Source organism: Catellatospora sp. IY07-71, from assembly GCF_018326265.1.
Taxonomy (GTDB): domain Bacteria; phylum Actinomycetota; class Actinomycetes; order Mycobacteriales; family Micromonosporaceae; genus Catellatospora.
Genome location: NZ_AP023360.1, coordinates 3,868,170 through 3,887,355, shown reverse-complemented (window position 1 = coordinate 3,887,355; position 19,186 = coordinate 3,868,170). Strand labels below are relative to the sequence as shown.

Here is a 19,186-nt window from a genome sequence, read left to right as displayed (position 1 = left end):
AGTACCCAGATGATCCTCGGACCACGGAGGAAGCAGCCATGGGTACGTCTCTTCGGCGAGCGGCGCTGACCGCAGCCACCGGTGCCGCGCTCGCGGCGCTGGCGTTGCCGCCGGCGGCGCACGCCGCGGCCGACGTCACCGTCAACCCGTCCGCCGTCGCCCCGGGCGGCCGGTTCACCCTCGCCGCGTACTGCGGCGCTACCGCCACCTCGGCCGAGGTCAGCGGCACGGCCTTCGGCGGGCCGGCCGAGATCACGCTCAACCCGTTCACCGACGGCGGGCCGGGCGCGTTCAACGCCGAGCTGACCGTGCCGGCGACCACGCTGCCGGGCTCCTACCAGCTCAGCGTCACCTGCAGCGACGGCGAGACCGGCACCGGCACCCTGGTGGTGTCCCCTACCGGCGCACCGGCCGGCGGCGGCGGCTCCACCTCGCAGGGCCCGAGCCGGGCGCTGCTCGGCGCCGGCGGCAGCCTGCTCGCGGCGTCCGGTGTGGGCGCCTTCCTGATGCTCCGGCGGAGGTACCGTGGCCACCACGCCGCCTGAGGGCGCACCCGGCCGGGGCCGCCACCGCGCCGGGGGGCGCCGCGCGGGCCGCCTGGGCCTGCTCGCCGTCGCCACCGCCGGGCTGGCCGGGACCGGCCTGCTCGCCGCCGCGTTCCTCGTGGCACCGGCCGGGCCGCCCCAGCCCAGCCTGGAGAACTCGGCCCGCTACCAGCTCACCGACCCGGACCGGCGCCCCGACGCGCGCGGCGTGCGGCCGCTGGACCGCTCCGCGCCGGTCCGGGTGACGATCCCGTCGATCAAGCTGGACGCGGTCGTGGTCACCGTAGGCACCAACGCCGACGGCAGCCTCCAGGTCCCCGAGCTGCGCCACGCCGACCTGGCCGGCTGGTACCGCTACGGCCCCAGCCCCGGTGAGCGCGGCAACGCCGTCATCGTCGGCCACGTCGACACCCGCGCCAGCGGCCCTGCCGTCTTCTTCGAGCTGGGCGCACTCAAGCCCGGCGCGAAGATCGAGGTGTCCCGCCTGGACGGCTCCGTCGCCGTGTTCTCGGTGGACGTGGTCAAGTCCTTCCCCAAGGACGAGTTCCCCGCCACCCGCATCTACGGCAGCACCGACGACATGGGCCTGCGCCTGGTCACCTGCGGCCCGCCGTACGACCCGGCGGACCGCAACTACCTCAACAACGTCGTCGTCTTCGCCTCGCTGGTCAAGACCCGCGCGAAGACCGCCTGACGGGGTACGGGCGTTCGGACAGAGAAGGTGCCCTTCCTTACGGGAGGAGTTTGGTGAGTTCCACGCGGGAGCGGATGCCGAGCTTGGCGAAGATGTTGCCGAGGTGGTGTTCGACGGTGCGGGGGCTGAGGAAGAGCTGTTCGGCGATCTCGCGGTTGGTGGCGCCCTGGGCGGCGTGGCGGGCGATCTGGCGCTGCTGAGGGGTCAGCTCGCCGTCGGTGACCTCGGCGCGGGGGCGCGCGGATTCGCCGGTGGCGCGTAGTTCGGCGCGGGTCCACTGGGCCCAGCGGTCGGCGTGCAGGCGCTCGAACGACTCCAGGGCGCTGCGCAGCTCGGTGCGGGCCTGGGTACGGCGGCGCAGGCGGCGCAGCAGCGAGCCGTAGAGCAGCTCGGTGCGCGCGCGCTCGAACGCGCGGTCGCCCGCGGCGTGCAGTTCCAGCGCGTCGCGGAAGTGCTCCTCGGCCTGGGCGCCCTCGCTGAGCAGGGCCCGGCAGCGGGCGGCCAGCGCCAGGTTGTCGGGGCTGCTGGTGCTGTGCGCCCAGCGCTCGAACGTGCCGAAGGCGGCCCGAGCCGCGTCGGCGGCCCCGGTGCGCACCGCCGCCTCGACGTACGTCGGCACCGACAGCGCCGCGACCGCCATGTGCCCCTGGCCGGGCCCGGCACGGGCCAGGCCGCGCAGCCGCCCGGCGGCGTCGGCGTGCCGGCCCAGGGACAGATCGAGGAACGCCAGCGCCCAGGTGCTCAGCGCGGCGGGCAGGCCGAGCCCGTTGAGCCCGGCCCGGTCCAGCGCGGTGCGCGCCCGCAGGCGGCAGGTCTCCTCGTCGCCGTGGATCGCGTCGAGCAGGGCCAGCGCGGCCAGGTGGTGGCAGGCCACGTTGCCCTGGCCGGTCTCGGTGGCCGCGCGCAGCCCCTCCAGTGCGTTGGCGGTGGCGGCGGCGTGCCGTCCGGTCCAGAATTCGGCGTACGCGCTGAACTCCAGCGCCTTGGGCACCATGGTCACCGCGCCGCGGCCGCGCGCCGCCGCCACCGCGCGGCCGGCCATCACCCGGCCCTGCGCGTTGTCGCCCAGGATCATCGCGGCGATGCTGGCCCAGATCAGCGCGGACGGGTCGTCGAAGCGCGGCGCGCCGTCCAGCACCGCGCGCAGCGGGCGCAGCGCGGCGTCGAACCGGCCCGTGAAGATCGCCGACAGCGCGTCCAGGTAGTCCAGCATCACCGTGGCCTGCGCCGAGCGGCCCGGCACCCGCAGCGCCGCCGCCTGCGCCGCCACCTGCACGAACCGGCCGTGATCCCCGGCGTAGACGCCCGCCTCCCCGGCCCGCATCATGGCCCGGATGGCCAGCTCCGGGTCCACCGGGATGAGCCGCTGGGCGGCGGCGAGCAGCGCCTCGTACGCGTCGGCGGCCCGCCCGTCGCGCAGGTCGATGTCGCCGCGCAGCAGCTCCAGCTCGCCGCGCGCCGCCGCGCCCGGGGCCACCGGCAGCGCTCGGTCGAGCAGGTCACGGGCGCGCACCGAGCGGCCCGCGTGCCAGGCGTCGCGGGCCGCCGCGGCGAGCAGCCGTGCCTTGGCGCCGTCGTCGCCGGTGCTCAGCTCGGCGGCCCGCTCGTACGCCGCCGACGCCACCGCGTAGCCGCCCCGCCCGCGGGCCGCGGCGGCCGCCGTCTCCAGCTCCGCGGCCAGCTCGTGGTCGGTGGCGAGCCCGGCCGCGGCCCGGTGCCAGGCCCGGCGCACGGGATGCCGCCCGGGGTCGAGCACCCCCGCGAGCAGCGCATGGGCGGCGCGGCGGCCGGCCAGCGGCGCGGCGTGGTAGATCGCGGCGGGCACCAGCGGGTGCCGGAACTCGACCCCGCTCGCGCCGACCCGCAGCAGCCCGGCGCGTTCGGCCGGTTCCAGGGCGGCCACCTCGATCCCGGCCGCGTCGGCGGCCCGGACCAGCAGGTTCGCGTCCATGTCCGCCTCGGCTGCGGCGATGAGCAGCAGCCGCCTGGTCTGCTCGGGCAGCGCGAGCACCCGGCGCAGGTGGGCGCGGCGCAGGCCGGGGCTGGGCGGCAGCGGGTCGGGCAGCGGGCGTACCCCGCGCAGCTGGTCGTCGTCGAGTGCCGCGACGAGTTCGGCCGCAGCCTGCGGGTTGCCCCCGGCGGCCGCGGCCAGGCGCAGGCGTACCCCCTCGGCGACCGCGACCGGCGCCACGTCGTCGACCACCGCTGCGCACGCGGTCTCGTCCAGCGGGGACAGCAGCAGCACGGGCAGGCCGGGCGGCGGCAGCTCGTCGTCGTCCCGCATCGCCAGCAGCACGACGGCCCCACCACGACGGGTGTCCGGAGTGGTGCGCGCCTCAGGCCGGGGCATGGTCACCGAATCGTCGCCCCGCCGTGCGGCCGACGGCGCGGCGTCCCCCAGGCGGCGTGCCGCGAAGGCGAGCGCTTCGCGGGACGGCTGGTCGAGCAGGTCCACGTCGTCGACACAGACCAGCACCGGGATGTCCTGGGCGAGCAGGTCCAGCAGGGCGAGCAGCGCGGCGGGCAGGCGGCAGCCCGCGCCGTCGTCCACCTCGCCGTCGAGCACCTCGCGCAGAGCCGCGGCCTGGCCCGGCGGCAGCTCGGGCAGGCGGTGCGCGACAGGACGGAGCAGTCGGTGCAGACCGGCCCAGGGCAGCGCCGCCTCCGGTTCCACGCCGCGTGATGCCAGGACCAGGAAATCGGGTGCGTGGCCGGCGGCGTACGCCAGCAGCATGGTCTTGCCGAGACCCGGCTCGCCGCGGAGCAGCAGCGCGCCGCCCTGCCCGGCGCGCGCACCGTCCAGCACGGACACCAGCGACAGCAGCGCGCTGTCGCGGCCGTGCGGCACGGGGCTCTCCAGCGGGTCCACACAAGAAGTTACTCACAAGTTAACCTCCGGCGAAAGACCGATGCGTCGTTTCACGGATGCGAAACACGCACGGCGTGCCGCACGCTCTGTCCCACCCATCTCATCGAGGAGGACAGATGCGAAAGACAGCCGGCCTGCTCAGCGTCCTCGCCGCGGTCGCCGCCATGCTCGTGACCACCCCGTCCGCGGCCCAGGCCGCCGACCGCGACCCCGTGGTCTTCGTGCACGGCTACAAGGGCGGGGCCTGGAACTGGAACGACATGATCGCCGACTTCAAGGCCGACGGGTGGCCCGCCAACCGCCTGTTCGCGTTCTCGTACGACGTGTTCCAGTCGAACAAGACCACCGCGGCGCAGCTGCGCAGCTACGTCGACTCGGTGCGCGCGCAGACCGGCGCGGCGAAGGTCGACATCGTCGCCCACTCCATGGGCAGCCTCAACTCACGCTGGTATCTCAAGTTCAACGGCGGGACGTCGTACGTGGACAGATGGGTGTCGCTGGGCGGGCCCAACCACGGCACCAACCTGACACCCGTGTGCTCGTGGCTGATCACGTCGTGTGCGGAGATGGCGCCGGACAGCTCGTTCCTGCGCGACCTCAACGCCACTGACGAGACGCCCGGCGCGGTGCGCTACCAGACCTACTGGTCCAGCTGCGACGAGTTCATCAACCCCGACTCCAGCACGATCCTGTCCGGCGCGGCCAACACCGGCGTCGGCTGCATCGAGCACGCCTGGCTCCTGGTCAGCGACCCCGTCTCCCAGCAGGTCCGCACCCTGCTCAAATCCTGAGGCAAGGAAGGGCACCTTCTTATCGTTTTCCGTAGTAGAAGGTGCCCTTCCTAACCTCAGAGGGCGGCGCGGTGGCGGGCCTGGGAGACGGCCCAGGCGGCGTTGATCAGGCCGATGTGGCTGAAGGCCTGCGGGAAGTTGCCGAGCATCTCGCCGGTGGCCGGGTCGATCTCCTCCGAGAGCAGGCCGATGTCGTTGGCGTACGCGGCGGCGCGCTCGAACACCTCGGCCGCCCGGTTCACCCGGCCCGCCAGGGCCAGCGCCTCGGCCAGCCAGAACGTGCACAGCAGGAAGGTGCCCTCGCCGCCGGCCAGCCCGTCCACGCCGCTCTCGGTGCGGTAGCGGTACACCAGGCCGCGGTCGTCGGTGAGGCGGTCGGCGATCGCCTCGATGGTGGCGAGCATGCGCGGCTCGTCGGCGGGCAGGAAACCCACGATCGCCATCATCAGGCAGGACGCGTCCAGCGCGGTCGAGCCGAAGGACTGCGTGTACGCGCCCGCCTGCTCGCTCCAGCCCTCGCGCAGGATCCGTTCGCGCACCTCGGCGCGGGCCGCCGCCCAGCCCGGCACCCGGTCCTCCGCCTGGAGCACCCCGGCCAGCGCGATCGCGCGGTCCAGCGCCACCCAGCACATCAGTTTCGAGTACACGAAGTGCTGCGGCTGCCCCCGGATCTCCCAGATGCCGTGGTCGGGCTCGTCGCAGCGCACCACCGCCGCGTCAGCCAGCGCCACCAGGAAGCGCCGGGTGTCCGCGTCGATGCCGGTGAGCTTCTCCTCCAGCCGGTGGGCGGCGCTGAGCAGCTCGCCGTACACGTCGATCTGTTGCTGGTTCCACGCGCCGTTGCCGACCCGCACCGGCGCGCTGTCGCGCCACCCGCGCAGGTGCGGCAGGGTCCGCTCGGACAGGTCGTGCTCGCCGCCCACCCCGAACATGATCTGCAGCGGGGTGTCCGGGCCGATCGCGCCCGCCGCCGCGGTGGTCATGTACGCGAAGAAGTCGGCGGCCTCGTCCGGGCAGGCGGCGACCCAAAGCGCCTTCAGGGTGAAGCTCGCGTCGCGCACCCACGAGTAGCGGTAGTCCCAGTTACGCACGCCGCCGATCTCCTCGGGCAGCGACGTGGTCGGCGCCGCGATGATCGCGCCGCTGGGCTTGAAGGTCAGCCCCTGCAGCACCCGGCCGCTGTGGCCCACCAGCTCGTGCCACGGGCCGTCGTAGTTCTGGTGCAGCTTCGACCACACCCGCCAGGCGTCCACGGTGACCGCCAGCCAGTTCGCGATCTCCTCCTGGCTCCAGACCCTGGGCGCCTCCTGCTGCAGCGTCGAGCGCTGCAGCGCGAACCACAGCTCGTCCCCGACCCGCAGCGTGAACTCGGCGTCGGCGTCGCAGTTGAGGTAGCTGAGCGGCACCGGGCTGGACAGCGTCAGCCGTTCCGCGCCGCCGCGCGCGGTGAGCCCGCCCTCCAGCGGCGACAGCAGCGGCCGCAGCAGGCCGTACTCGGGGCGCGGGTGGTAGGACAGGCGCACCGGGACCTCGCCGCCACGGCAGTTCACACCCCGGATCATCAGGTGCGGCACGCCCCGGCCCAGGTCGTGGCCGTGCTTCTCGCCGTTGTGCCCCAGCGCGAGGGCGTCGGTGAGCGCGAGCGTGCCGTCCGGGGTGTGGAACGTGGTCTCCAGGACGAGCGTCTGGTCCAGGTAGCGCCGGGTGGCGGTGTAGGGGCCGACCGGGGCGATGGACCAGTGCCCGGCGTCGTCGTCCAGCAGCCGCCCGAACACCGACGGGCTGTCGAAGCGCGGGCAGCACAGCCAGTCCACCGAGCCGTCCCGGGTGACCAGCGCCGCCGTATGGCAGTCCGACAGCAGCGCATGATCCGCGATCGGCACCCCGCTCATGCCTCCAGTCTCACTCCCCCGGCGGCACGATTCCTGGATTCGGCCGACATGGATCGCGCGTGGCCGATGCGGTCGGACCCCGGCGGTAAGCTGGCTTCAGGGTGCCCACGGCACCGTTGAAACGGAGGCGACGATGACCCTTCCCCTGCGTGAGGGTGCGCTGCCCTGGACCGAGGAAGACTACTTCGCCCTGGGCGAGACCGCTGAACGCATCGAGCTCTTCGACGGGAGCCTCTACGTGAGCCCAGCCCCCACCCCCCGCCACCAGGAGATCTCTTTCTGGTTGAAGGCCGCGCTCACCCCGGCGGCCCGGGAGATGGACCTCAAGGTCTTCGAAGCGATCAACGTACGGCTGCGCAGCGGCCGGATCCCGATCCCCGACCTCGTCGTGACCGAGCAGGTGGACCTGGACGATCCGGTGGTCGAGGCCGATGACGTCAGGCTGGTCGGCGAGATCGTCTCGCCGGGAAACCCGGCGGCCGACCGCGTCCTCAAGATGCACTACTACGCCGCGGCGGGCATCGAGTGGTATCTGCTGGTCGAACCCGACGGTCCCACCCTCCGGTTGTATCACCTGGAAGGCGACCGCTACCGCGAGCACAGCGTGGCGGCTCCCGGCACCCCGCTGGAGCTCGGCTCTCCCGTCAAGGTCAGCATCGATCCGGCGACGCTGCTGGAGTAGGCGTCAGACGCCGGCGTGGGCGGCGAGCAGGTCGGCGTCGACGCCCGCGGCCAGGCATTCGGCGATGGCCTCGCGGCGCACCGCCTCCCAGTGCCGCTGCCGGACCGCGATGGCCGCCGCGATCTCGGCCAGCTCGCGCACCGACCGCGAGTCGGCGTCCGACGGCGGGTGGGCGCGGGCCGCCTCGTAGGCGTCCTCGATGGCCTGCGGTTCGGTGTCGGCCACCTCGGCGATCTCGTCCAGCTCCCATTCGTGGTGGACGACCAGGTTGGCGGCGTACAGGTTGCGGTTGGCCGCCACCGTGTCGAGGTGGTACGCGCAGAAACGCACCACCTCCTGAGCCTTGTGCGCCCGCTCCAGCGGGTCGGCCGGCAGCACCAGCTCGGCGTCGCGCAGGTGGCGCACGGCGGTGGCGCGGGCGGCCGAGAGCAGGTCGCGCAGCGCGCTGGCCACCTGCTGGCGGCGCAGCAGCTCGTGCCCCGCGTCGTAGAGGTGCTGCGGGGCCGGCGAGGTGGTCCACTCGGCGATGAGCCGGGCCCGCCGCTCGTGCTCGCGGTGCCCGCAGATGGCCTCGGCCAGGTCCTCGGTCGACCAGTCGCGGCTGCCGTGCAGGTAGGAGGCGGCCTCGTCGCGCGCCTGGAGTGCGGTCCGGTAGGCATGGCGGATCTCGGCGCTCACCACGCAGGCGCCGAACGCCCCGCCCGAGGTGCCGAGTGATTGCACCGCTGCCAGATCGGAGCGGAGCCGGGATACGTCGATATGCGCCAGCGGGTCGCTGACGCCTGCCCGCGTCGCGTCCATTCATGCAGCCTACGCCCGATGCGCGGCCTGCGGGCGGGACTGCGTACGAAGCCGGGACCGCATCACGCCGCGCGCCGCCGAACAGGACGGGACGGGACGGATCGCCCGTGCGTCGGCCCTCGCGTCACGGACCGGCGACGGCCGCGTCATCCATTGATGTTCATTTACATTTTTGGAAGAAAATTTCAATGTATGGATTGACGCCGTAACTGTCCGCCGCCCATGATATTCGACAGTCGTCGATGGGCCCGTCGCCGCTCCTCCTGGTACACCCCCCACCCGGAAAGGAGGCGGACAGTGGCAGCTCTTACCGGAGAGATGTCCTGGTTCTGCTGCGGCAACTCATGGGGCCCCTGCGCGACCACCGGACGTGGCGCCTGCGGCACCTGCAACAGCGGCAGTTACCAGCACGCCTGGCCCAACGCGTCGGCCGCGTGCCTCGAGATCACCCGCCCGGACCGCTGCGGGATCACCATGTCCCGCCGCGGCTGCGGCTTCCGGCACTACACCACCAACCGCTGCAACGGAAAGCGCATCGGCACCACCATCGCCGACTGCGGGCCGCAGACCGACCTGTGGTGCGGCGAGCGGTCCTGCTGCGGCTCGGTGTGCGGGACCAACCGCATCATCGACCTCACCCCGGCCGCGTACAGCCAGATCGCCAGCCTGTCCTCAGGGCTGTCGCCCTGCAGCGTCGACATCGTGTGAGCGGAGGCCCGAGATGACCGAGACCATCGACCGCCGCCGCCTGCTCACCTCCGCCGTGGTCGGCGGGGCGAGCCTGGTCGGCGCCACCGCGCTCGGCTCCCTGGCGCCGGAGGCCGCCTTCGGCGCACCGGAGGCGGCAGTGGAGCCGGGCGCGCCCGACCCCAACTTCGCCGAGGGCCGCATCACCGGCATCAGCGCCGGCATGCTGTTCGTCACCGGCTCCGACCTGGCGCTGTGGCGCATCCGGATCACCGGCGGGACCAGCATCTGGAAGCTGCGGCCCACCACCTTCGACGCGGTCGCCGTCGGCGACGGCCTGTACGCGCGCGGCCTGCGCCTGGACGATGGCACCCTCGCCGCCGACTCGGTGTGGGTGAACATCGTCAACCTGCACGCGCACATCGCCGCCATCGGCCGCAACGTGCTGCACCTGGACCACAAGGGCCGGCGCGTGGTCGGGCACCTGGTGCCGGGCACGTCGGCCGCCCGCTACAACGACACCCCCGCCGTCTCGGACATGTCGATGCTGCGCGTCGGCAAGCACGTCCAGGTCATCGGCGCCTGGGTCCCGGACACGAACGAGGTCGAGATCGCGACCGTGTACGCGTCCGCCTGAGGAACGTGGGCGGGCGCCACACCCCCCGGCGCCCGCCCACCCGCCACCCCTCTCCCATCCCCGGAGGACCGATGATCTCGTGGATCGCGCCCCTGCAGCCGCTGCTGCTCGGCGCCGTGCTGCTGTGGTCGGCACGACTCAAGCTCCTGTCCCGGCACGCCCCGGCCGCGGCCCGGCGCAGCGCCCTGGCGCAACTGCTCGGCGAGCAGCGTGCGCTGCCGGCGTACCGCCTGGTCGGCGGGGTGGAGGCGGTGCTGGCCGGCTTCCTGCTGGCCCCGCCCCCGCTGCCCGCCGAGGCCGCCGCCGCGGCGCTGTTGTCGCTCGGCTTCGCCGGTTACCTCGGCTACGCCCGGCTGGCCGCGCCCAGCTCATCCTGCGGCTGCCTGTCGGCGAGCCGCTCACCGATCGGCTGGCGCTCGTTCGCCCGCACCGGCGCGCTGCTGGCCGCGAGCCTGCTGGCGCTGCCCGCCGCGACGCCGTGGACGGCGGTGCTCGCCGACCGGCCGTCGGCCGCCGCCGTGGTCCTGCTGGCCGGAGCGGCCGTGCTGACCGCGCTCTCGCCGGAGCTGGACCGCCACTGGCTGGACCAGCTGCGTCAGCTCAAGGTCAGGCTGACGAAACCGCTGCCCACCGGCTTCGACGTGCCGCTCGACTCCACCGTGGAGCAGCTGCGCCGCAGCCCCGTGTACGCCGAGACCGCCGTGCTGCTCACCTCGGACCTGCGCGAGCACTGGGACGACGACGACTGGCGCATCCTGGTCTACTCCGCCCGCCACTCCGGCGGCACCGAGGTGTCGGCCGTGTACGCCGTGCCCCGGCTGCGCTACCAGCCCGCCGCGGTGCGGCTGGCGCTGGTCGACGAGCCCACCGGGCAGGTGCTGCTCACCCGGCAGTCGGCACCTGACGCTCCCCTGCCGGACTGGACCGTCCCCGTCCCGGCGGCCGCCGGAGCCGCCGGCTGAGGCAGACCCGCCGTCCCGTGTCCGGCCAGGTCAGTGCCGACCTGTCGACACGGGACGGCGATCCTCCCTTCCCGAAGGGTGGGTTGGGGCAGCGCGTGGCCGATCCGTGGTGTGAACTGGTAGGTACGAGCGCAACGGCGGGCTCCCGCGGCGACCACCCCCGCCGCCCACCGCGTCGCGCTCCCCACCCCGAGTCGCGCACGCCGCGATCTTCGGGAGTCACCGTGCTCGCTACCGTCCCCCAGCGACAGCGCCTCGCCCTCCACCACGCCGGCGCCGGCCTGTCCGCCGCCGCGCCGCTGCTGGCCGGGCGCCCCGCGCGGCGCGCCGAGACCTGGCCCGGCCTGCCCGGGTTCACCGCCGGCTGGCAGGCCGACCCGGCGAGCCGGATCAGCACCGCCACCCAGCGCTTCGCGGCGTACCGGCGGGGCACGGCCGAGGTCGAGCTGCACTCGGTGCTCGGCTTCGACGAGGACACCCTGGAGCGGCAGCTCGCCCGGATCAACCTCGGCCCGCACCGGGTCCGGGTCAGCGCGGGCACCACCTGGCGCGGTTTCGAGGCCCGCTGGGCGTGCGGCGACGTCGCGCACCGCCTGGTCTGCCGCGGCCCGCAGCGCCTGGCCGACTTCCTCGACCTGCTGCTCGGCCTCGCCTGGGAGTGATCCCGCCCAGTATGGGAACGGCACGCGGCGGCCGTTGACCCGGCCCGAGGCCGGCGGCGAGCATGCCTCCATGCAGAGCAATGTGGACGGACGTTCGTTCGCGGACGCCGCAGCCGCCGCGGGCCTGGGCGAGATCGTCGGCCGATACCGGTCCCCGATCGGCGCCGACGTCTTCATCACCGTGGCCGCCGCCGGGCTGGGTGTCGTGCTGCTCCTCGCCAGTGGCGGCGCCGGCGGGGCCATCGCGCTCGGCATCGGCGTGCTGGCGCTGGCCGGGCTCGCCGCGTGGACGACCTGGCGCAAGGCGGGCCGGTGCCGTTACCTGTACACCGGCGGCTCGCTGACCGTCGACCACACCGGAGCCGTCACCTCGCTGTTCACCTGGGACGACGTGGCGCACCTGCGGGTCTGGGTGCGGGTGGTCAACCTGGTCACCGCGTACGCGGAGGTGCTGCAGTGCCGCGTCGAGCTGAAGGACGGCACGGTCGTCGATCTGGCCAAGCCCGGCTACCAGGACAAGCCCGAGCTGGTCGCGCACGTGGAGAAGTACGCCGCGGCCGCGGTGCTGCCGGGCAAGGCCGCCGAGGCGCTGCGCACCGGCGCGGCGAACTTCGGGCCGGTCACGGTGACGGCTGACGGGGTGCGCCGAGGCGAGCAGTTCGCCGCCTGGCCCGCCGTCACGAAGATCGAGTCCGGCCGGACGCATCTGAGGATCTGGGCCGGTGACCGCCGGCCGGTCATCTCCGAGCGGCTGCGCGACATCCCCGACGTCGCCGTCCTGCTGCACCTCATGCAGCACTGGCCGGTCGCGGACGAGCCGGAGGACGCGGACGGCGTCGCCGCGTAGCCCCGATCAGGCGAAGAACACCCTGGTCACCGTCTCCGCGACGCAGCAGGGCTTGTCGGAGCGGTCGGTCCCGATCGTCATCGCCGCGGTCACCTGCACACCGCCGCCGGGCACCTCCTCGACCGAGACGAGCCGCGCGGTGAGGTGGACCGAGGCGCCGACCGGCACCGGCGCGGGGAAGCGCACCTTGTTCAGGCCGTAGTTGACCACCATCCGCGCGCCCTCGAAGCGGTACAGGTCGCGTACCAGCAGCGGCAGCAGGGAGAGGGTGAGGTAGCCGTGGGCGATGGTCCCGCCGAACGGCCCGTCCGCCGCGCGCGCCGGGTCCGTGTGGATCCACTGGTGGTCCCCGGTGGCGTCGGCGAACGTGTCGACCCGCGACTGCTCGACGACGTGCCACGGGCCGGGCCCGATGGCCTCCCCCACGGCGTCGGCCAGGTCGGCGGCGGACTGGAACACTCTCACGGCGGCACCTCCGGATCACGGCTGCTCGCAGTGATCGTAAGCCGCCGCGGTGATCCCCGTGACGCGCCGCCGTGCGCGCCACGGGGATGCCGTCACACCGTCAGGGCGTGGCGCAGGTGAAGCCGCTCGCCGTGGCGGTGTTGCCGTTGGGCCGGCTGACCTGGAACCCGAACGTGGTGCTCTGGCCCGCGCCCAGGTTGCCGTTGTACGCGGCGTTGCGCGCCGTCACGGTCTGGCCGCTGACGCTCAGCACGGCGTTCCAGCTGCCGGTGAGGGTGTGCCCGCTGGGCAGCGTGAACGTCACCGTCCAGCTGCTGATCGACGAGGTGCCGCTGTTGGTCACCCGCACCGGCTCCATGACGTAGCCGGTCTGCCACTGCGTCTGCAGGGTCGCGGCGGCCGTGCAGCCGCCGGTGCCGCCGCCGGTCGTGGTGACGGTGACCGTGTTCGACACCGCCGACACGTTGCCCGCCGCGTCCCGCGCCCGGACCTGGTACCGGTACGACGTGCTCGCCGACAGGCCGCTGTCGCTGAACGACGTGGTCGTCGACGTGCCGACCTGCGTGAACGAACCGCCCGAGGTGCCGGGCGCGCGCAGGATGTCGTATCCGGTCACCCCGACGTTGTCGGACGATGCCGACCAGGACAGGCTGGTGCCGCTGGACGTGGTGCCCGACGCGGCGAGGTTGCTCGGCGTGGACGGCGCCTGGGTGTCACCGGTGCCGCCGGTCGTGGTGACGGTGACCGCGCTCGACGCCGACGACACGTTGCCCGCCGCGTCACGCGCCCGGACCTGGTACCGGTACGACGTGTTCGCCGACAGGCCGCTGTCGCTGAACGACGTGGTCGTCGACGTGCCGACCTGCGTGAACGAACCGCCCGAGGTGCCGGGGGCGCGCAGGATGTCGTACCCGGTCACCCCGACGTTGTCCGTCGAGGCCGTCCAGGACAGGCTCACGCCGCTCGACGTGACGCCCGAGGCGACCGGCGTGCCAGGCGTGGTCGGGGCCTGGGTGTCGCCCGGCGTGGGGCCCGCGAGCGCGTCGTGCACCGCCGTGTACGACGGCTTCTGCTGGTAGTTCTCGTCGTAGATGAGCGCGGCGCCCTCGCTCGGGAACGTGTCCGGCACCCACGAGTGCCGGTCGGTGAAGCCCCAGATGGTGACGCCGGCGCAGGCGGTGACCGCGTTGCAGGCGTTGATCACGTTGCGGTAGTAGGTGGCCTGCGTGGTGTCCTTGGCCGTGGTGCGCGGCATCGGGATGCGAATGTCGACCTCGGTGATCCGCACCTGCACGCCCAGCGCCGCGAAGCGCTGCATGTTCTGCTGCAGGTCGTTCGGGAAGCCGTACTGCGTGGACAGGTGGGTCTGCAGGCCGACGCAGTCGACCGGCACGTTCTGCGCGCGCAGCGACTGGACCAGGTTGTACATCGCGGTGCTCTTGGCGTTGATGCCCTCGACGTTGTAGTCGTTGATGCACAGGCGGGCGTCGGGGTCGGCGGCGCGGGCGTAGCGGAACGCGTCGGCGATGAAGCTCTGGCCCAGCGTGTTGTACCAGAAGCTGGACCGGAAGCTGCCGTTCTCCTCGAAGACCTCGTTCACGACGTCCCACGAGACGACGGCGGCGTTGTTGGCGTACCGGCCGACCAGCGTCGAGATGTGGTCCTGCATGGCACTGCGCATCGCGGTGGCGCCCAGACCCTGCACCCAGCCGGGCGTCTGGTTGTGCCAGACCAGCGTGTGGCCGTGGACCTGCTGGTTGTTGGCGACGGCGAAGTTGACGACCTGGTCGGCGCCGCTGAAGTTCCAGTTGTTGTCCGACGACTCGGTGGCGTCCCACTTCATCGCGTTTTCGGCGGTGACCTGGTTGAACTCGGTCTGCGCGATGGTGCGGTAGGCGGACTCGTTGGCCAGCGGGCCGGTGGCCGCGGCGAAGCCGATGAACTTGCCGCGGGCGGCGGCGTGGGTGCGCAGCGGGCCGGAGGCGCTCGCCGGGGACGCCGACAGCAGCGGCACCGCGAGCGCGGAGACCAGCGTCAGGGCGGCGAGCGAGGCGATGCGCCGCGTTGCTCTGTGGAACGGGACGCGTGGGGGCGTCATGTGTCCTCCTGGTGATGGCGGAGCGTCAGTGCCATGACCCGGAGCGGCCACGTTGCGATGATGCGGCGCCTGTGCCCCGGGCGAGGGGGCGCCGCGTACGTGGTCATTCGGCTGGGGCACGGCACACATCGATGGAAGCGCTCCCAATGGTGCGCCGCACCATCCAGGTAAGTCAATAACTTCCGGAAACTATCGGGCCGAGGTCAGGCGCGCGGCGGCGCGGTGCTGTCCCGGACCACCAGCTCGGTGGCGAGCTCGATCCGCGGGCTCTCGATCTTCTCCCGCTGGGCCAGCCGCAGCACGGTACGCGCGGCGACCATGCCCATCTCGGCCAGCGGCTGCCGGATCGTGGTCAGCGGCGGCGACGACCAGCGCACCTCGGGCAGGTCGTCGAAGCCGACCACGCTCACGTCGTCGGGCACGCGCAGCCCCGCCCGGCGCACGGCCTCGTAGACGCCCAGCGCCATCTGGTCGCTGGACGCGAAGATCGCGGTGGGCGGCTCGGGCAGCTGCAGCAGCCGCGACCCGCCGGTGAACCCGGACTCGTGGTAGAAGTCGCCCTGGAACACCAGGTCGTCGTCGAACGACAGCCCGGCCGTCTCCAGCGCGGTGCGGTAGCCGTCCAGCCGGGCCCGGCTGCACATCAGCTGCGGCGGCCCGGCGATGAAGCCGATGCGCCGGTGGCCCAGGCCGATCAGGTGCTCGGTGGCGCGCAGGCTGCCCGCCCAGTTGGTGGCGCCGATGGTGGGCGCCTCCTGCGGCGGCACCCCGGACGGGTCGACGATCACGACCGGGATGTTGAGCCGGCGCAGCTCGGCCTGCAGCGGCGGCTCCAGGGTGGAGATGACGAAGATGACGCCCTCGGTGGCGCGGGAGCGCATGTTGTCCAGCCACTGCTTGGCCGAGGCGGTGCGGCGGTGGATCGCGGAGACCACGGTGCCGATGCCGGCGGCGTGCGCGACGTCCTCGACGCCCCGGATGATCTCGACGGCCCACGGGCTGTCCAGGTCGTTGAAGACGAGGTCGATCAGCCCGGAGCTGGTGCGCATGCTGGCCGGGCGGCGGCGGTAGCCGTGCCGGGTGAGCAGCTCCTCGACGCGTTCGCGGGTCTGCGGCGACACGTCGGAGCGGCCGTTGATGACCCGCGAGACGGTGGGCACGCTCACGCCCGCCAGGCGCGCGATCGCGGCGATCGTGACCTTGCGGCTCTCGTCCACGGACACCGGCAGCTCCTTCGTCACCGCTTCGGCCTACGGCCGGAACGTTTCGGTGCAGCAGAGCGTACCCGGGGCACGCTTCCGCCTTGCTCGCACCGTTCCCGCGCCGGGAATTCACGGAAACATACCGGAAGATCGGGGCGAGTGTCAGCCCTTGGTGGCACCGGACGCCAGACCGCTGATGAGCTGCCGTTCGGCTATGGCGTAGAAGCCGAGCGCGGGGATCATGGACAGTACGACGTAGGCCAGGACGCGGGCGGTGTCGTCGGCGTACTGGCCCTGGAAGGCCTGGACCCCGACGGGCAGGGTCCACCAGCTCTGGTCGGTGAACACGACCAGCGGGAGCATGAAGTTGTTCCAGCTGGCCACGATCGCCAGCACCGACACCGTGGCCAGCGCGGGCTTGGCCATGGGCAGCAGGATGCGCCAGAAGAACCCGAACGGCGTGCACCCGTCGAGGGTCGCCGCCTCCTCGACCTCGGCCGGGATGTTCCGGAAGAACTGCCGCAGGATGATGATGGTGACCGGCAGGCCGAACGCCGCCTGGGGCAGGATGACGCCGAGCGGGTTGTCCAGCAGGCCCATGCCGCGCAGCAGGATGAACAGCGGCAGGATCGCCACCGCGAACGGGAACATCAGCCCGACCGCGAACAGCGTGAAGAAGATCTCCCGCCCCCGGAACGCGAACCGCGCGAACACGAACGCGGCCATCGCCGACGTGCCGACCACGACCAGCACGGTGGCCAGCGCGATCAGGGTGCTGTTGCCCAGTTGCCGCCAGAAGACCTCGGAACCCAGGATCCCGGTGTAGTTCTCCGGCACCCAGGGTTCCGGCCAGCCCAGCGGGTTGGTCGACAGCTGCCCGTTGTCCTTGAACCCGCCCAGCACCCCGAACCCGACCGGCAGCACGATCAGCGCACCGATGGCCACGGACACCAGGTGCAGCACAGTGCTTCGGGCCCGGTCGGCGGCGGTGGCGCGGCGGCTCATCGCTGGTCTCCCATCGTGGTCAGGGCGCCCTCGGTGTCGCGGCGCAGCACGTATCGCTGGTAGAACAGCGCGAAGATCAGGCTGAGCAGGAACATGATGATGCTGATGGCGCTGGCGTAGCCGACCTCGAAGCGGCGGAAGCCGAACTGGTACATGGTCACGGCCATGGTCTCCGAGGCGTGGATCGGGCCGCCGCCGGTGAGCACCCAGACCATGTCGAAGAGCTGGATGCTGCCGATGACCGACAGGAACACGCTGATCCGGATCGTGGGCCCGAGCAGCGGCAGCGTGACGTGCCGGAACACCTGCCACGCACTCGCCCCGTCGGTCGTGGCCGCCTCGGTCAGCTCGCGCGGAATGCCCTGCCGCCCCGCCAGGTACAGGATCATGTGGAAGCCGAAGTACTTCCACGAGATCACCAGGAACAGCGCGTACAGCACCGTGCTCGGGTCGGCGAAGACGGCGCCGTTGAGCGCGTCGATGCCGAGCCACTCGGAGATCTGCTGGCCCAGGCCCCGGTTGGGCGAAAGGACCAGGGTGAACAGGACCGCGGTGGTGACCTCGGAGAGCACGTACGGCGCGAAGAAGATCAGCCGGTACCCGCTGCGGCCCTTGAGCGGCTGGTTGAGCAGCATCGCCAGGCCCAGCGACACCGGCAGCTGGACCACCAGCGACAGGCCGATCAGGATCCCGGTGCGCGACAGGTCGCCGAGGAAGGTCGGGTCCTGGAAGGCGCGGGTGAAGTTGTCCAGCCCGACGTAGTTCTCGGGCAGGCCGAAGCCGTTCCACTTGAAGGCGCTGGCGTAGCCCGCGAGCAGGATCGGCGCGATCACCAGCAGCAGGAACAGCACCAGCGCCGGGAGCAGGAACAGCACGATCGCGCCCAGCTGCCGCGGCCGGCCACGGCGGCGCGCGGCCGCCCTCCCCCGTGGCGCGGGCACGGCGGCACGGGAGCCCGTGTCCTTGCGGATCACCGTCGACTGCGTCATCGTCCTGCTCCCGTCCCGCCCTACCCGGTCGCGGTACCTTACTGGCTCTTCGCCACCGTGGTGATGTCCTTGACGATGTCCTCGGCCTTCTTGGTCCCGGCGATCAGCTCGGCCACGCTGTCGTTGACCTGCTGACCCACCGCCGGCGGGTACGCCTGGTCCAGGTACAGCTGGAAGCCGGTCGCCGCGGCCAGGCTCGACGCCACCGTCTTGCTGTTCGGGTCCTTGATCGCGTCCGCGGCGTCCTTCACCGTCGGCAGCACCGCACCCGTCGCGGCCGACTTGCGCTGGTTGGCCACGTCCAGCAGCGTCTTCAGGAAGTCCGTCGTCGCGGCGGGCGCGTTCTTGCCCACCGCGAAGCCATTGCCGCCGCCGAACGCCTCGGCCACCGAACCCTTCCCGCCGTCCACGGCCGGGAACGCGAAGTAGCCGAGCTTGTCGCCCAGGCCCTTCTTGCTCGTCGAGGCCGACGCCTGCACCGACGGGGCCCACTGGCCCATCAGCTCCATCGCCGCCCCGCCGTTGCCCATCGTCGCCGCCTGCCCGTCGGGCGAGCCGTACTCCGCCCCGAGGAAGCCCTTCTGGAACGGCTGCAGATCCACCAATTCCTTCAGGCGCTGACCAGCGGCGATGAAGTCAGGAGTGTCGAAGTTGCCATCCACGGCGGCCTGCTGGAGCGCTCCCAATCCGCCGATGCGCATGGCGAGGTAGGCCCAGTAGAAGTGGCCCGGCCACTTGTCCTTGCCCGCCAGCGCGATCGGCACGATGCCCGCGGCCTTGATCTTGCTGACCGTGGTCAGCAGCTCAGCCCAGGTGGTGGGCGGCGCGGTGATCCCGGCCTTGGCGAACAGGTCCTTGTTGTACCAGAACCCGACCATGCCCACGTCGAACGGAACACCGTAGATCTTCCCGTCGATCGTGAACGGCTGCACCGACGCCGGCAGCAGCGAACCGATCCACGGCTGCACATCAGCCGTGATGTCCTTGACCAGACCCGCGTCGACCTGCTGCTTGAGCACGCCACCGCCCCACGACTGGAACAGGTCCGGCGGCGAGCCCGCCTGCGTCGCCGTGGTCAGCTTCGCCTTGAACGCCTCGTTCTCCAGCGGCTGGATCACGACCTTCACGTTCGTGTGCGCCGACTCGTACTCCTTGGCGATCGCCGCCCAGACCGGCAGCATCGGCTCGGTGTTCTGGATGTGCCACCAGTTGATCGTCTGCGGCGCGTTCGGATCAGCGGATTCGTCGCTGCCGCACGCGCTCAGCAGGTAGGCGCCCGCGCCGGCGCCGGCGAGGCCGAGCAGCGTACGGCGGGAGAGGTGGGCTGTCATGAGCCGTCCCTTCGCGATACATGTCAG

Annotated in this window: 18 protein-coding genes; 9 read left to right on the top strand and 9 right to left on the bottom strand. The window is 72.5% G+C overall.

Features of this window, described 5'->3' with window-relative positions; translation table 11 throughout:
* Positions 1-38 precede the first annotated feature (38 nt).
* Both CS0771_RS17435 and CS0771_RS17430 read left to right on the top strand, forming a co-directional pair.
* Positions 39-545 (top strand): hypothetical protein, encoded by a 507-nt coding sequence (locus CS0771_RS17435; protein WP_212841971.1) that lies wholly within the window; start codon positions 39-41, stop codon positions 543-545.
* Positions 526-1,239: a class F sortase gene (locus tag CS0771_RS17430; RefSeq protein ID WP_212841970.1), complete on the top strand. Its 714-nt coding sequence runs from the start codon at positions 526-528 to the stop codon at positions 1,237-1,239. The genes CS0771_RS17435 and CS0771_RS17430 overlap by 20 nt, the downstream gene beginning before the upstream one ends.
* 37 nt (positions 1,240-1,276) lie before the next feature.
* On the opposite strand, the gene CS0771_RS17425 is transcribed toward CS0771_RS17430, so the two are convergent.
* A complete protein-coding gene (locus CS0771_RS17425) occupies positions 1,277-4,108 on the bottom strand; it encodes a LuxR family transcriptional regulator (RefSeq protein ID WP_212841969.1) in 2,832 nt (943 codons plus the stop codon).
* 116 nt (positions 4,109-4,224) lie between these two features.
* Between CS0771_RS17425 and CS0771_RS17420 the strand changes: the two genes are divergently transcribed.
* A complete protein-coding gene (locus CS0771_RS17420) occupies positions 4,225-4,899 on the top strand; it encodes a triacylglycerol lipase (protein ID WP_212841968.1) in 675 nt (224 codons plus the stop codon).
* Positions 4,900-4,955: 56 nt separating this feature from the next.
* Here the strand turns inward: CS0771_RS17420 and CS0771_RS17415 are convergent, their stop codons facing one another.
* On the bottom strand, positions 4,956-6,791 hold the full coding sequence (locus CS0771_RS17415) for a glycoside hydrolase family 15 protein (RefSeq protein WP_212841967.1): 1,836 nt from the start codon (positions 6,789-6,791) through the stop codon (positions 4,956-4,958).
* Positions 6,792-6,924: 133 nt separating this feature from the next.
* On the opposite strand from CS0771_RS17415, the gene CS0771_RS17410 reads away from it, so the two are divergent.
* On the top strand, positions 6,925-7,473 hold the full coding sequence (locus tag CS0771_RS17410) for a Uma2 family endonuclease (RefSeq protein WP_212841966.1): 549 nt from the start codon (positions 6,925-6,927) through the stop codon (positions 7,471-7,473).
* 3 nt (positions 7,474-7,476) lie between these two features.
* Here the strand turns inward: CS0771_RS17410 and CS0771_RS17405 are convergent, their stop codons facing one another.
* Positions 7,477-8,274, bottom strand: a complete 798-nt coding sequence (locus CS0771_RS17405; protein WP_212841965.1) for a hypothetical protein — start codon at positions 8,272-8,274, stop codon at positions 7,477-7,479.
* Positions 8,275-8,571: 297 nt separating this feature from the next.
* Here CS0771_RS17405 and CS0771_RS17400 point away from each other — a divergent pair, with 297 nt between their 5' ends.
* The 5 genes from CS0771_RS17400 to CS0771_RS17380 all read left to right on the top strand — a co-directional run bounded on the left by CS0771_RS17400 (position 8,572) and on the right by CS0771_RS17380 (position 12,069).
* Positions 8,572-8,982: a septal ring lytic transglycosylase RlpA family protein gene (locus tag CS0771_RS17400; RefSeq protein ID WP_244870854.1), complete on the top strand. Its 411-nt coding sequence runs from the start codon at positions 8,572-8,574 to the stop codon at positions 8,980-8,982.
* A gap of 13 nt (positions 8,983-8,995) precedes the next feature.
* Positions 8,996-9,598, top strand: a complete 603-nt coding sequence (locus CS0771_RS17395; RefSeq protein WP_212841964.1) for a cell wall protein — start codon at positions 8,996-8,998, stop codon at positions 9,596-9,598.
* 71 nt (positions 9,599-9,669) lie between these two features.
* Complete coding sequence (locus tag CS0771_RS17390) at positions 9,670-10,560, top strand: MauE/DoxX family redox-associated membrane protein (RefSeq protein ID WP_212841963.1); 891 nt, start codon at positions 9,670-9,672, stop codon at positions 10,558-10,560.
* Between the two features lie 224 nt (positions 10,561-10,784).
* On the top strand, positions 10,785-11,222 hold the full coding sequence (locus tag CS0771_RS17385) for a hypothetical protein (RefSeq protein WP_212841962.1): 438 nt from the start codon (positions 10,785-10,787) through the stop codon (positions 11,220-11,222).
* A 70-nt stretch (positions 11,223-11,292) separates the two neighbouring features.
* Positions 11,293-12,069, top strand: coding sequence for a DUF6585 family protein (locus tag CS0771_RS17380; protein WP_212841961.1), 777 nt, complete (start codon positions 11,293-11,295; stop codon positions 12,067-12,069).
* Positions 12,070-12,075: 6 nt separating this feature from the next.
* Here the strand turns inward: CS0771_RS17380 and CS0771_RS17375 are convergent, their stop codons facing one another.
* The 6 genes from CS0771_RS17375 to CS0771_RS17350 all read right to left on the bottom strand — a co-directional run bounded on the left by CS0771_RS17375 (position 12,076) and on the right by CS0771_RS17350 (position 19,159).
* Complete coding sequence (locus tag CS0771_RS17375) at positions 12,076-12,534, bottom strand: MaoC family dehydratase (protein WP_212841960.1); 459 nt, start codon at positions 12,532-12,534, stop codon at positions 12,076-12,078.
* A 100-nt stretch (positions 12,535-12,634) separates the two neighbouring features.
* On the bottom strand, positions 12,635-14,632 hold the full coding sequence (locus tag CS0771_RS17370; RefSeq protein ID WP_212841959.1) for an endo-1,4-beta-xylanase: 1,998 nt from the start codon (positions 14,630-14,632) through the stop codon (positions 12,635-12,637).
* A gap of 203 nt (positions 14,633-14,835) precedes the next feature.
* Complete coding sequence (locus CS0771_RS17365; protein ID WP_212841958.1) at positions 14,836-15,855, bottom strand: LacI family DNA-binding transcriptional regulator; 1,020 nt, start codon at positions 15,853-15,855, stop codon at positions 14,836-14,838.
* Between the two features lie 141 nt (positions 15,856-15,996).
* Positions 15,997-16,839, bottom strand: a complete 843-nt coding sequence (locus CS0771_RS17360) for a carbohydrate ABC transporter permease (RefSeq protein ID WP_212841957.1) — start codon at positions 16,837-16,839, stop codon at positions 15,997-15,999.
* Positions 16,836-17,828 (bottom strand): carbohydrate ABC transporter permease, encoded by a 993-nt coding sequence (locus CS0771_RS17355; protein WP_212841956.1) that lies wholly within the window; start codon positions 17,826-17,828, stop codon positions 16,836-16,838. The genes CS0771_RS17360 and CS0771_RS17355 overlap by 4 nt, the downstream gene beginning before the upstream one ends.
* Before the next feature lie 38 nt (positions 17,829-17,866).
* The gene (locus CS0771_RS17350) at positions 17,867-19,159 is read right to left on the bottom strand and encodes an extracellular solute-binding protein (protein ID WP_212841955.1); all 1,293 of its coding nucleotides are present in this window, start codon (positions 19,157-19,159) and stop codon (positions 17,867-17,869) included.
* Positions 19,160-19,186: the final 27 nt, after the last annotated feature.

Coding starts and splice junctions, on each gene's coding strand:
- CS0771_RS17395 (WP_212841964.1), top strand. CDS start 8,996: ATGACCGAGACCATCGACCGCCGCCGCCTGCTCACCTCCGCCGTGGTC.
- CS0771_RS17350 (WP_212841955.1), bottom strand. CDS start 19,159: ATGACAGCCCACCTCTCCCGCCGTACGCTGCTCGGCCTCGCCGGCGCC.
- CS0771_RS17360 (WP_212841957.1), bottom strand. CDS start 16,839: ATGAGCCGCCGCGCCACCGCCGCCGACCGGGCCCGAAGCACTGTGCTG.
- CS0771_RS17390 (WP_212841963.1), top strand. CDS start 9,670: ATGATCTCGTGGATCGCGCCCCTGCAGCCGCTGCTGCTCGGCGCCGTG.
- CS0771_RS17410 (WP_212841966.1), top strand. CDS start 6,925: ATGACCCTTCCCCTGCGTGAGGGTGCGCTGCCCTGGACCGAGGAAGAC.
- CS0771_RS17355 (WP_212841956.1), bottom strand. CDS start 17,828: ATGACGCAGTCGACGGTGATCCGCAAGGACACGGGCTCCCGTGCCGCC.
- CS0771_RS17435 (WP_212841971.1), top strand. CDS start 39: ATGGGTACGTCTCTTCGGCGAGCGGCGCTGACCGCAGCCACCGGTGCC.
- CS0771_RS17380 (WP_212841961.1), top strand. CDS start 11,293: ATGCAGAGCAATGTGGACGGACGTTCGTTCGCGGACGCCGCAGCCGCC.
- CS0771_RS17420 (WP_212841968.1), top strand. CDS start 4,225: ATGCGAAAGACAGCCGGCCTGCTCAGCGTCCTCGCCGCGGTCGCCGCC.
- CS0771_RS17370 (WP_212841959.1), bottom strand. CDS start 14,632: ATGACGCCCCCACGCGTCCCGTTCCACAGAGCAACGCGGCGCATCGCC.
- CS0771_RS17415 (WP_212841967.1), bottom strand. CDS start 6,791: ATGAGCGGGGTGCCGATCGCGGATCATGCGCTGCTGTCGGACTGCCAT.
- CS0771_RS17405 (WP_212841965.1), bottom strand. CDS start 8,274: ATGGACGCGACGCGGGCAGGCGTCAGCGACCCGCTGGCGCATATCGAC.